9 protein-coding genes and 1 pseudogene are annotated in these 11,883 nt (G+C 49.9%); 7 read left to right on the top strand and 3 right to left on the bottom strand.

Features of this window, described 5'->3' with window-relative positions:
* Positions 1–257 (bottom strand): annotated as a pseudogene (locus PH547_RS28100) (hypothetical protein); the annotation flags it as partial.
* Positions 258–575: 318 nt separating this feature from the next.
* Between PH547_RS28100 and PH547_RS28095 the strand changes: the two are divergent.
* The 7 genes from PH547_RS28095 (at position 576) to PH547_RS28060 (ending at position 8,605) form a co-directional block, all read left to right on the top strand.
* The gene (locus PH547_RS28095) at positions 576–1,313 is read left to right on the top strand and encodes an ABC transporter permease (RefSeq protein WP_285170017.1); all 738 of its coding nucleotides are present in this window, start codon (positions 576–578) and stop codon (positions 1,311–1,313) included.
* Positions 1,314–1,471: 158 nt separating this feature from the next.
* Positions 1,472–2,164 carry a hypothetical protein gene (locus tag PH547_RS28090; RefSeq protein ID WP_285170016.1) on the top strand — a complete coding sequence of 231 codons (693 nt, stop codon included), beginning with the start codon at positions 1,472–1,474 and terminating at the stop codon, positions 2,162–2,164.
* A 58-nt stretch (positions 2,165–2,222) separates the two neighbouring features.
* Positions 2,223–2,986, top strand: a protein-coding gene (locus tag PH547_RS28085; protein ID WP_285170015.1) for an IS5 family transposase whose coding sequence is annotated in 2 segments (ribosomal slippage) — positions 2,223–2,550 and positions 2,550–2,986 — 765 coding nt in all. Because the reading frame shifts where the segments join, the coding sequence is not laid out codon by codon here.
* A 452-nt stretch (positions 2,987–3,438) separates the two neighbouring features.
* Positions 3,439–5,343 (top strand): hypothetical protein, encoded by a 1,905-nt coding sequence (locus tag PH547_RS28075; RefSeq protein ID WP_285170014.1) that lies wholly within the window; start codon positions 3,439–3,441, stop codon positions 5,341–5,343.
* On the top strand, positions 5,340–6,611 hold the full coding sequence (locus PH547_RS28070) for an ATP-grasp domain-containing protein (protein WP_285170013.1): 1,272 nt from the start codon (positions 5,340–5,342) through the stop codon (positions 6,609–6,611). The genes PH547_RS28075 and PH547_RS28070 overlap by 4 nt, the downstream gene beginning before the upstream one ends.
* A gap of 21 nt (positions 6,612–6,632) precedes the next feature.
* Complete coding sequence (locus PH547_RS28065; protein ID WP_285170012.1) at positions 6,633–7,763, top strand: DegT/DnrJ/EryC1/StrS family aminotransferase; 1,131 nt, start codon at positions 6,633–6,635, stop codon at positions 7,761–7,763.
* Positions 7,763–8,605, top strand: coding sequence for a glycosyltransferase family 2 protein (locus tag PH547_RS28060; RefSeq protein ID WP_285170011.1), 843 nt, complete (start codon positions 7,763–7,765; stop codon positions 8,603–8,605). Before PH547_RS28065 ends, PH547_RS28060 begins: the two co-directional genes overlap by 1 nt.
* Positions 8,606–9,082: 477 nt before the next feature.
* On the opposite strand, the gene cysN is transcribed toward PH547_RS28060, so the two are convergent.
* Together cysN and cysD are read right to left on the bottom strand one after the other, a co-directional pair.
* Positions 9,083–10,990: a sulfate adenylyltransferase subunit CysN gene (cysN, locus tag PH547_RS28055; protein ID WP_285170010.1), complete on the bottom strand. Its 1,908-nt coding sequence runs from the start codon at positions 10,988–10,990 to the stop codon at positions 9,083–9,085.
* On the bottom strand, positions 10,990–11,880 hold the full coding sequence (cysD, locus tag PH547_RS28050) for a sulfate adenylyltransferase subunit CysD (RefSeq protein ID WP_285170009.1): 891 nt from the start codon (positions 11,878–11,880) through the stop codon (positions 10,990–10,992). Before cysD ends, cysN begins: the two co-directional genes overlap by 1 nt.
* Positions 11,881–11,883 lie beyond the last annotated feature (3 nt).

Here is an 11,883-nt window from a genome sequence, read left to right as displayed (position 1 = left end):
TTATGCCGCGCGCGGCATAAAGAGGTAACTATTTGGGCGTCCAACGTGAAGCCTTCCCCGGCACGAATTGCCTTTTCTCGGGCCATGTTGAGAAGTTTGCGGCTTTCTGGCGTATAGAGTTTGACGATTTCATCCCGTGCCAGTGGCGTCTGTGGAATAAGATCGAAGAATTCATAGACAGTATTCGTCCAACTCAGCGTCTGATCCGGTAGGCTACCAACTGAACGAAGATGTTTGCCGGCTTCAGAATGTTCCAAATCACTGTGTCCAACACAGGATTGCACAAATTGCTTGCTTTCGGGTTTCCAAAATAAGTAGTCGTGAAATTAGTTCAATTAAAAATGGAGCCCGCGACCTGCCTAATGGGGTCCGAGTAAGGTCGTCCTGTTAGCGGATTTGAAACCACACGACTATCACATGGCAGTTTGCGTAGATATAAAATAACAGCCAGATTTGCTAGAACGGTTCACCTACGAAATTTCCTTTCCAGAATGCCTTGGTCCATGTCACGATCCCATCCCAGCGAACTACGCAGGCACCCTCTAACAGAAGCCTTGATCAGCAAGAAAAACGTCATGAGCGCTGTCATGCTTCGCGATATGCGCACACGCTTCTTCAATCACGGGCTTGGTTTTCTTGTGGTCTCAATTTGGCCCCTTGCGCATATGGGAGTGCTGCTGGCGATGTATCATTATGCTGGCCGCACTGCGCCCGTCGGAAATAGCATCAACATTTTCTTTGCGACAGGTCTCATTCCAACTTTGGCCTTCATGTACGTTTCGCGTTTCATGTCGTTGTCCTTGGTTCTTAACCGAAACTTGCTCTCGTTTCCGGTGGTGAAGGTGGTCGACGTGATGATGGCACGCGCATTCCTAGAGATCATTGCGGCGGTGATCACCATGACCTTTATGGTAGCTATTATTTACACTGTCGGTGACAATCCAGCGCCATACGATTTTGATCAAGCTGTTCTCGCTTATTTAGCAACGCTGTTGCTTGCCATCGGCATCGGTAGCCTTGTCAGTGTTCTTGTCATGTTTTTCGAGTTCTTTGTCACGATCTACGCTCTGCTGATGATTTTGGTCTATGTGTCATCTGGAACTCTGTTCCTAGGAACTGCGCTGCCAGATCAACTAGCGATCCCCCTTTCATGGAATCCGATTTTCCAATGCACGGAATGGATGCGATCGGCATATTTTCTAGGGTACGACACCAGGCTTTTGAGCAAAGAATATCTTATAGCGGTTGGAGCGGGTAGTCTCTGCCTCGGCCTTTTACTTGAAAGGGTGTTCCGCGGTAAAATGCTCCAGTGATCGCCTTCCATTCATTCAGCGAATTTTTGACGGCGGCCGCCGAATCAGCCCAAAGCGGCGAAGAATTTGCGTGCTTTTAGCGATTGTTCCTTGTGCTGGCTTGACGCCCATCGACATTTTAATCGAAATGTGGCCGACTATTCATGGGGTCATTTTGCATGCAAGTTGAACAGAGAAAAACTCTAACGATATTCGGGGTCGACAGACTAGATCAGCTCTCAAAGAAACCGTTCAACGTTATCACTGCGGGATCCAGCCGGGGCGGCACATCTGCGGTGGCGGCGGTCATGCGGGCCTTTGGCCTGAACATGGGAGCCAACCTCCACCCCACCACTCATGAAGACTTCGATTTTGCAAATCTTGCCAATTACACCGTTACCGATTACAATCGCTGGTATAGTCTGATCGAGGACAAAGCTTCAAAATGCGCAGGCTGGAGCCTTAAGCTCCCGGCCGCGCTTACGATGTTGCATGCCTTTGAAAATGCAATGCCAAACCCTCTATACGTTATAGTAGTGAGAAATCCATTTAGCGTCGCGCGCAGCCTGGTCAACCGCGACGAAACATATGGGAGGAGTATGCTTGATTATTTTCATGGATATTCCCACGCTATCGCCATGTATGCGGACTGCTTTCGCGACATCGGCATGGTCAAAGGGGCTTTTGCAATCTGTGAATACGAACAGATTTTGGCCAAACCGGAAATATTCGTGCATGAATTCGCAACGCTTTGCAACCTCACTCCCTCGGAGGAGATGCTGCGTTCAGCTGTCGATTTAGTCAGTTCTCCTGGCTACAAGACGGTGGAATGTCCTGGCGTGGCCCTTGTTCCTTACGGCGTAAACTCATAAAATTTCTTGGCATTTATCGACCGCCGTGATTCAAGGGTTCGAAATAGGGAAGCATTTGATGACGCGTCGTCGCTACGAACTGACTGACCACGAATGGTCGATTATATCGCCGTTGTTACCCAACAAGCCACGCGGCGTTGCCCGCGTTGATGATCGGCGGGTACTGAATGGCATCCTCTGGCGGTTTCGAACGGGCTCGCCTTGGGCGGAAGTTCCGGAACGCTATGGCCCGCCGACGACCTGTTACAACCGCTTCGTCCGCTGGCGCAAAGCCGGGGTATGGGATCGGCTTCTTGAAGCGGTGTCCAAGGCCTACGATGGCGACATCGTCATGATCGACTCGACCTGTGTCCGCGTTCACCAGCACGCGGCCACGGGAAAAAAAGGGATGGAGACGATGGTGGCATGGGACGTTCCCGCGGCGGACTTACGAGCAAAATCCATGCGCTCGTCGATGCCGAAGGTCGCCCGGTCAATCTGCGTCTGACTGGTGGACAGATCGCCGATTGTGCCGAAGCCGACGCGCTGACGGACGAACTCGGCCAAGGAGATATCCTCCTGGCCGACAAGGGTTATGACACGAATGCCATACGGGCTAAGGCCGCCGAGCGAAAGGCCTGGGCCAACATCCCGCCGAAGAGTAATCGCAAGGGCTCTTTCGTATTTTCGCGCTGGGTCTATCGGCAACGCAATCTCGTGGAACGGTTCTTCAACAGGATCAAGCAGTTCCGAGGCATCGCAACCCGATATGACAAGCGCCCGGAAAACTACCTCGCCGCCGTAAAGCTCGTCGCAACAAGAATATGGTGCCAGAGTTTATGAGTCGACGCCGTAGGGTGCAGCGATTGCCGGCTTGACTGAGGCGCACGCGCTTGTGGACAGCCTTGGAGAAGGGGATGTCCTGTCGATAAGGGTGATGGGCGGCAACTCCATCCAAGGAGGCCGAACGCAAGCCTGGCCAACGTCCCGCCCGAGGCAAACCGCAAGGGCTCCTTCTCATTTTCCCGATGGGTTTGCAGGCCACGAATTCATGGAGCGATTCTCCAACAAGATCAAATAGTTTCGAGATATCGCTACGCTACGAGAGGAGCCCAGAAGACTATCTTCTTGCTTTCAAACTCATAGCCGCAACGATCTGGTGCCAGAGTTTATGAGCCGACTGCCTAGCCGAATCTGCAAATAATATTCGCGGTAATAGGTGAAATTTAAGGATGATTTAAAAATCGAATTTGGTATGTCCAACTGCCGTCGATGGTTGATCTGGAGCTATGTAATTGGCAGCGATAAACTTTAGCAAATTATTTCAACGAAATATGACAGCACTCAGAGCTCGGGAATCGGACGTAACTGAACTTGTCGATGTTGAATGGTATTTCAGTCGTTACCCCGATGTCAGAGCATCAAAAATGGACCCCAGGTATCACTACCTTCGGTATGGTGCATTTGAGGGGCGAGATCCTCATCCCTTGTTCTCAACATCCTTTTACACGACCCGGTATCCCGGAGTTTCTGATTCAGGGATGAACCCCCTAATACATTATATTCGTATTGGTTCGGCTTTGGGGTTCGATCCACATCCAATATTTTCAAGCCAACACGTGGCCGAGCAAATGGGCACCACGCAGAACCCGTTGCTGTCATATCTGACAAAAGCTCGCGACGGGAGCCTGGTATCCCCCCATCCGCTTTTCGACTCCAAGTGGTATATGGAGCATTATTCCAGTGACGTGCCGAGGGGCATGGACCCTCTCCTTCACTTTATTTGTTTTGGAGCGAGATTAGGATTTGATCCTCATCCTCTGTTTTCCACGCCTTATTATCGTGCTCGCTACAACGATATCGACCCGGAGACAAACCCACTCTCTCACTATATTGCCCGAGGCGCGTCAGAAGGACGAGACCCCCATCCAAGTTTTGATAGCAAGTGGTATCGCAGCAAATACATGGACGGGCTGCCTACCACCGACAATCCACTGGTGCATTTTATTTCAGTCGGTCTGCATATTGATGCGACTCCGCATGTCCTTTTCCCCACGAAGGAATACCGAAGAGAGATGGGTGAAGCGATGCCCAAAGATAAACATCCGCTCATCTTTGCTCTTGAGAAGAGACATCTGAAATTTGAGGTCCCTAAAATTTCGGTAGATGAAGAGACGACGTTATCGAAACGGCGCAGCGAAATCTCAAAATATCACCGGATTGATGCGTTCTTGACGTTCAATGTTGATGCGATCTCAGGTGGAATCTTCTCTATTTTCTCGATCGTAAAAGAGCTACGAGAACTAGGCAGAGAAACCGCCCTCTTCTCGTTACCTGGAGGCGATCCGATTGTTCGATATAAGCGTTTCAACAACGACGAGTTAATCCTGCCGTTCGGCGATTTGATATCTGCTGCACGCCTAAAAAAAATTCGTACAATTCACGTTCCTGAGGTTCTTCTTCCCACCTTGATTGGCCACTTGGCAGAGATCTTTCATGGCGATGAGTTGAAAGAAATTGGGCTCAATATTCTCAATCAAAATGGTGAGCTCATGCCGGAACGGCATAGTTACCAACGGTTTTCCGAACAATTTCGGGAGATAACAATGACCACCGCACATGAGCGCTATTCAACCGCTCTTCATGCCGAACGTTGGGGCGTTCCGATAAAGCACATATCGACATATATGTCCTTTGACGATTATCAAATACGAAATTTTCCAGCAAAGAAGAACATTATCTTGTTGTCCCCCGATCGAATGATTGGCGACGAGGTTGTATTGGATCAATTGCAGTCAAGTTTTCATGGGTACTACATATATCGGGTTGCAGCGCTACATTATGAATTTTATAAGTTTTGCATTGGATGGACGAAGTTTTGTATTACCTTTGGAGAAGGATTAGATAACTACTTTATTGAAACTGTATTTACAGGAGGGATTCCTTTTGCAGTTTATAATCCAGTTTTTATGCCAATTTCCATGAAGTCTCTCCCTAATGTCTTTGGGAGTCTCGTTGAGATGAAGGAAAAAATTTCCAGTCTAATGCGAGATCTGGAATTGGATGAAGATTTTCGCCAAGAAGTTTTCTTGATGAACTTTAATTTGCTGAGGCAGATATACGACAAGAATATATACCGTCGAAAGTTGAAAGAGTTTTCCTTGAACCGTTTCGATTGGGTACCGGTGAATACGCCATGAGCAGCCGAGTTCTTGTAGTTCCCGCAGGCACGGAAATTGGTCATGAGGTTTATGAAAGCCTACGGTATTCCAAGCATTGGGAGTTGGTCGGCGCGAATGCCGTCAGAGATCACAGTGAAGTAACTTTCCCAAAGATGCATTTTGGTTTGCCGTTTGTGGATCACAATAATTTTGTCCACGCAGTTCAGAGCCTTGTAAAAGAACAAAATATTGAATTCGTCGTTCCTGCACATGATGAGGCTATATTCAAACTGTCCGGGCAACTGACTGGGGCTGTCTTCGTCGGGCCGCACTTGGAATTGTCAGAGCTTCTTCGCTTTAAATCAAAGATTCTGATGAGTCTTCGAGACTATATCCCAGTTCCGGCGGGTGTTGGTGATCGGCCGACGTTTCCAATTTTCGCCAAGCCCGACCGAGGGCAGGGCTCCAGAGGTGCGCGAATTGTCAGAAATGAGCAAGAGCTGACACTGGTGCGTAAAGCAGAAGAACCGATGCTTCTTCAGGAATTTCTACCTGGCCCGGAATTGACAATCGACTGCTTTTCGTCGCCCAATCACGAAGTCATTTATTGCACGGCCCGCAAGCGAGACCGTGTTTCATCTGGGATCGCGACGAGGATGCAGATGGTTGAAGAACCGCTGTTTCTGGAGTACGCGGCAATTATCTCAAGAGAGCTAAAGATATCGGGAGCTTGGTTTTTCCAAGTGAAGCAGGACGCATACGGGGTTTACAAGCTCCTTGAGGTCGCAAATCGAATTGCAGGATCCTCAGGCTTTCAAAGGGCAATTGGCATTAACTTGATGGATGCATGGTTGCATCAAATATCAGGGCGAGAGGTCTCATTTATAAAGCCACTGATAGATACTTTAATATATGACCGAGCGCTTTACGCTCGCATGAAGTTGCAACGTAAGGTAAAAAACATATATGTTGACTTCGACGATACGTTGATTTTCAACAAAGGCGCAGCTGTACACCATCGCCTAATTGGCCTGTTGTATGCCTTTAAAATAACCAAGGGCGTACCCCTAACGCTGGTAACGAGGCATAACGGCGAGATTGATGCTCAGCTTCGACGAATGGGTTTGATAGGGCTGTTTGATGATGTCGTCCATTTAAAGAATGGTGAAAAAAAATCATCATATATCAATCCAGACGGTGCGGTGTTTATTGATGACGCTTTCAGTGAACGCAAGGAGGTAGGTTCTTTGCCAGGTGTAATTTGCTTACCTCCAGAATCGATCGAGATGTTGGAAGCTATACTATAATTCGAAATTCGAGAGCTTTTCATGCGTGTTCCAAGAATTAACCCTCTGTATGTTACTCGACCAATTACTCCGGACGCAGTTGTTGTGAATAAACACAATGATTCGATATTCAAAAGCGGTATATACTCGAATTTCGGGCCTAAAGAACAGGCTCTTACATCAAAAATTCGGGAAAGGTATGACTGCGACAAGGTATTGTTGTTCAATAATGGAACAATAGCTTTGCTAACGGCGCTTTTATCTTTGCCGCGAAAGGGCGGCACTTTCTTGACAAGCCCTTTTACATTTCCCGCAACTGTGCATTGCATTAAGCTGGCTGGATATCAGGTTAGCTTTGTTGATGTTAATGAAGAGACCTTGAATATTGATGCCCAGAAGCTGGAGGAGGCATGCGACGACAACACCGTGGGAATTCTGGCAGTTCATGTCTACGGAAATCCCTGTGACATTTCAGCCATACACGATGTATGCCAAAGAAGAAACTTGTATGAAATATATGACGCCGCGCACTGCTTTGATGTTTTCGAAGATGGGCGATCGGTCTATAAAAGCGGCCTGATAAGTGTAGCGAGTTTGCACGCAACCAAACTGATGCATACGGGCGAGGGAGGAGCCCTCTTTTTTTCAGACAGCGCCATATTCGAGCGGGCGCGGTCGTGCATGAATTTCGGTATTCAAGGCGAGGACATCGTTCACGGCCTTGGTCTGAACGGGAAACTGAGCGAGATTAATGCGGCCATCGGACTGGCGGTGCTTCCGCAAGTTACGGCCGAAATTGCAAAAAGAAGAGCAATAGGCGATCATTACACGCGTCTCCTCAGTGAAATACGAGGTATATATTTCCCGCGTTTCAGGCAGACGACCATCAGAAATTTTCAATATTTTCCGGTTATGTTCCGTCAAGGCAGCGGTTTGCGCCGAGATTCAGTCTGGTCTGCGTTGCGGGCTAGGAACATCTTCGCGCGAAAATATTTTTATCCCCTCCTTTCAGATTGCTTCCCTTACAATGCGGACGGAAATGTCGGCAGTTATCCGATAGCAACCAAGGCAGCGCAAAATGTATTGTGTTTGCCGATGCATTCAGGTGTATCGCAAAGCGATGTCGAAGAGATTGTGGATACGATCTTGGAAACGGCAGAAGGTGGCAAATAATGGCTATTAGCTTGATATTGCCCGTACACAATGCGGAAAACTTTCTTATAGCGACGTTATATTCCATTAACGAGGCGCTCGGAGCGGGAGATCAATTAGTCATAATTTTCGACAGCTGCACCGATCGGTCTATAGCTGTGTTCAAGGAGTGGCGTGAGCTTAACGCTTCGTCGATTGAATACGAGATTACGACTTCGGTCGAGACTCTGGGAGGGGTGGCGGAAGCACGCAACAGAGGATTGGATCTTGTCGATCGGCCCTGGATTAGCTTCATTGACCATGACGACGTCATTTCGCCATCCATTTATAGGGATCTTTTGGCCTCCGCAGCTCGAGCAGACGCTGATGTCGCCCGCTGTGGGTTTGCGAAATGCTCCAAAGAGCATGTCGAAATTTGCTATCCAGACCTGTCTCCGGACTATTATGCTTTTTTTGGTATATTCATCTGGAATTCGCTATTCGACACTCGCCTTATAAAAGCAAATGGAATTCGCTTCGTCCCCGGGTATGGTGAAGATTACGAATTTAATCTACAAGTGGCACAGTATTGCAAACGCCAAACTTTTGTGAAAGGGCCGTTATATTTTTGGAAAATTCATGGACTGAATCATCATATGGCGCGTCGACCAGAAGATTTTGCAGAGCGCGTGATCGGCATATTTAATCGCAACCACAGTTATCTCGTCAATGCACCGAACGCGGGGGCTGCATTCTCCAAATGGGTGTATGAATATATCACGCACCTACGAGGCCAGTTCGGATCAGTTGCTGTTGACGCGAGCATAGAAAAATCCGGTTTGAGCGCGTCGCTTTCGCAGATAAAGTCGCTTTCGCGGGTATGACTTTGAGTTTGCTCGCTTTTGTGTCAACTCCGCAAGCCACGGCGAGTCCGGTAAGCGATTTTTAATGACGGCCCTGAACAGTGCAAGCTATGTCAAAGATGATTCATTGATGACGCAACAAGGTTTTGACGGCCACAGTTGAGATCCTACGGGTACGGAGCGACAGTGTCGATGTCCACGGGGTTCAAGCTGTCGATATTGCAAAAGCGTTTGCGCCGACGTCAGCGTTTCGGTTATGGCGCGACGCGACGATATTTTGCCGCGAGCGCGACGAACGCCACTTTCCCTTGACGATCGAGGCCTCGAGATGAGCTTTTACATCGACGGGAGCGGAGCTGGGATGGTGAAAGATGCGCTGATGCAATGCTTGAAGTCTTGGATGAAGGAATGGATGTAGCCAGTCACGCTATCCATCCGAGTAGGGCCGCGGATTTGTAAAGCGGTCCTTGAGGTGACGGCGAACGGTCGGCAATTGCGCTATACAGAGGTAATGCGATCGGCCAAGCATTTGACACTATCAACAAGCGGTATGCTTGCACTTTGAATGATGAGATCAGGTGACGTTGGCGCTTCATACGGGCTATTAATACCCGTCATGTTCGGCAATTTCCCATCCCGCGCCTTCCGGTAGAGCCCTTTCGGATCGCGCTGTTCACAGATATCGAGCGGTGTATCAACAAAAACCTCCAGGAAGTTGCCGGGGCCGATCAGTTCGCGCGCCATCTCTCTTTCTCGACGGAAAGGGGAAATGAAGGCGGTGAGTACGATGAGACCAGCATCCATCATCAGTTTGGCCACTTCGGCAATTCGCCTGATGTTCTCCACACGATCCGCATCGGTAAAGCCCAAGTCTTTGTTGAGGCCTTGCCTGATGTTGTCGCCATCCAGGATATATGTGCGCTTGCCTTGTTTGTGCAGCTCCATCTCTAGGGCATTGGCCAGTGTTGATTTTCCGGAGCCTGACAAGCCCGTGAACCAGATCACTTTGCCCCGATGCTCATTCAAACGCTCTCGATCTTGCCGGGTGATCGACAGCATCTGGCGGTGCACGTTCTCGGCGCGTCGAAGATTGTGGCGGATCATGCCGGCGGCTACGGTCGCGTTCGTCAGCCGGTCCACGAGAATGAAGGCGCCGAGTGTTTTCGACGTGGCGTAGCTGTCGAAAACAAGAGGGCGGCTCAGGGATACGTTGCAGACGGCTATGTCGTTGAGCGCCAGGGTTCGACCGGCGGTATGGGCAAACGTATCGACATCGACGTGATATTTAATGCTGGTGATCGATGCGGACGCCCATTGGGTCGCAAGCTTGATATCGTATTGACGGCCAATCAGACCCACATCTGCGCTCATCCAGATCAGGGTGGCTTCAATGTGATCGGACATCTCCAAGGGCTTTTGCGCGTAAGACAGAACATCGCCGCGGGAAACGTCGATGTCTCGATCGAGTCTGAATGTGACGGCTGCCCCTTCGCCGGCCCGCCTAGTGGTTCCATCCATCGTGAGGATTTCAGCCACGTGCGCGACTTGACCTGAAGCCGTCACGCGTATTTCGTCCCCAACCTCCAATTTGCCCTCGGCGATCGTCGCCGAGATACCTCGGAAATCAGCATTCGGTCTATTGATCCACTGTACCGGAATAACAAGTCGGTCGGAGGGCGTGTGCCTTATCTTGATGGTCTCCAAGAACTCCATCAAGGTCGGTCCGAGATACCATGGGGTATGTGCGGCGCGGCTCACTATGTTGTCGCCGTGAAGAGCGCTGATCGGGAGCTGGGTGATGCTCTCAAATCCAAGTGTGGCGGTGAACGTCGAGATTTCCTCGCATATCTGATCGAATATTTGCTCCTCGTATCCGACCGAATCCATCTTGTTTATCGCGGCGACCACGTGCCGAACGCCGAGCAGCGAGGCGAGATAAGCATGCCGGCGTGTCTGCGTCAGAACGCCCTTGCGAGCATCAACGAGCAGGATTGCGACGTCGGCGGACGACGCTGCGGTGGCCATGTTACGCGTGTATTGCTCATGGCCGGGGCAATCGGCGAGGATGAACTTTCGCTTTGGCGTGGAAAAATAGCGGTAGGCGACATCTATGGTGATGCCTTGTTCGCGTTCGGCGGATAGGCCATCGACCAGCAATGCGAGATCGATTTCATCGCCCTGCGTGCCATGGCGTTTCGATTCAGCTTTGAGTGCCGCCAATTGATCGTCAAGTAGCTGCTGCGATTCCCAAAGAAGGCGACCGATAAGGGTGCTCTTGCCGTCGTCTACGCTGCCGCATGTAATAAGGCGCAAGAGATCCCGAGACTGTTCCTGATGCTGAAAACGCGCAAATACCTCTTCGGATGATAAGAGATCTTGGTTGCTGTTCTGATCCAGGCTGAGCATCAGAAATAACCCTCTAATTTCTTTTTTTCCATGCTCGCCGACGAACCAGTGTCGATCAGCCGGCCTTGTCGCTCGGACACGGGCGCCTGGATGAGTTCAGCGATTATTCCTTCAATGGTATCGGCCTCGGATTCGATAGCACCCGTCAGTGGATAGCAACCTAGTGTTCGGAAACGAACTTTGCGACGAGTGATTTCCTCGCCGGGCAATAACCTCATGCGATCATCGTCAACGGCAAGAATCATACCGTCACGTAGAACGACCGGACGCTCCTTGGCGAAATACAACGGCACAACCGGAATGCCCTCCTGGAAGATATATTGCCACACGTCCAATTCCGTCCAATTGGAGAGCGGAAAGACCCTCATGCTTTCACCGGGGGCTTTGCGGGTATTGTAGAGGCTCCAAAGTTCTGGCCGCTGATTCTTCGGGTCCCAACAATGATGGCGCGTGCGAAAGGAAAATACCCGCTCTTTAGATCGCGACTTCTCCTCATCGCGTCGGGCTCCCCCGAAAATCATATCAAAGCGATGATGATCGAGTGCCTGCTTCAACCCTTCCGTTTTGGTAATGTTGGTGTGAAGCGCCGCGCCGTGGTCAAAGGGATTTATGTCCTTTTCGATCGCTTCAGGATTGACGTGAACCACTAGATCCATTCCAGTTTGGTGCGAGATAAGATCGCGAAACCGGTACATGTCCTGGAATTTCCATCTTGTATCCACATGCAATAGGGGCAATGGCGGCTTAGCTGGAAAGAATGCCTTCCTGACAAGATGAAGCAGAACTGAGCTGTCTTTGCCGATTGAATAGAGAAGGACCGGCCTGTCAGCCTCGGCAACCGCTTCGCGAATGATTGTTATGCTTTCCGCCTCAAGTCGATTTATATGCATCCT

This window comes from Rhizobium cerradonense, from assembly GCF_030182455.1.
In the GTDB taxonomy this organism is placed as follows: domain Bacteria; phylum Pseudomonadota; class Alphaproteobacteria; order Rhizobiales; family Rhizobiaceae; genus Rhizobium.
Note: the sequence above shows the minus strand (reverse complement) of the source record. Positions and strands in the feature narration are given on the sequence as shown.

Coding starts and splice junctions, on each gene's coding strand:
- cysD (WP_285170009.1), bottom strand. CDS start 11,880: ATGCATATAAATCGACTTGAGGCGGAAAGCATAACAATCATTCGCGAA.
- PH547_RS28070 (WP_285170013.1), top strand. CDS start 5,340: ATGAGCAGCCGAGTTCTTGTAGTTCCCGCAGGCACGGAAATTGGTCAT.
- PH547_RS28065 (WP_285170012.1), top strand. CDS start 6,633: ATGCGTGTTCCAAGAATTAACCCTCTGTATGTTACTCGACCAATTACT.
- PH547_RS28060 (WP_285170011.1), top strand. CDS start 7,763: ATGGCTATTAGCTTGATATTGCCCGTACACAATGCGGAAAACTTTCTT.
- PH547_RS28090 (WP_285170016.1), top strand. CDS start 1,472: ATGCAAGTTGAACAGAGAAAAACTCTAACGATATTCGGGGTCGACAGA.
- PH547_RS28095 (WP_285170017.1), top strand. CDS start 576: ATGAGCGCTGTCATGCTTCGCGATATGCGCACACGCTTCTTCAATCAC.
- cysN (WP_285170010.1), bottom strand. CDS start 10,990: ATGCTCAGCCTGGATCAGAACAGCAACCAAGATCTCTTATCATCCGAA.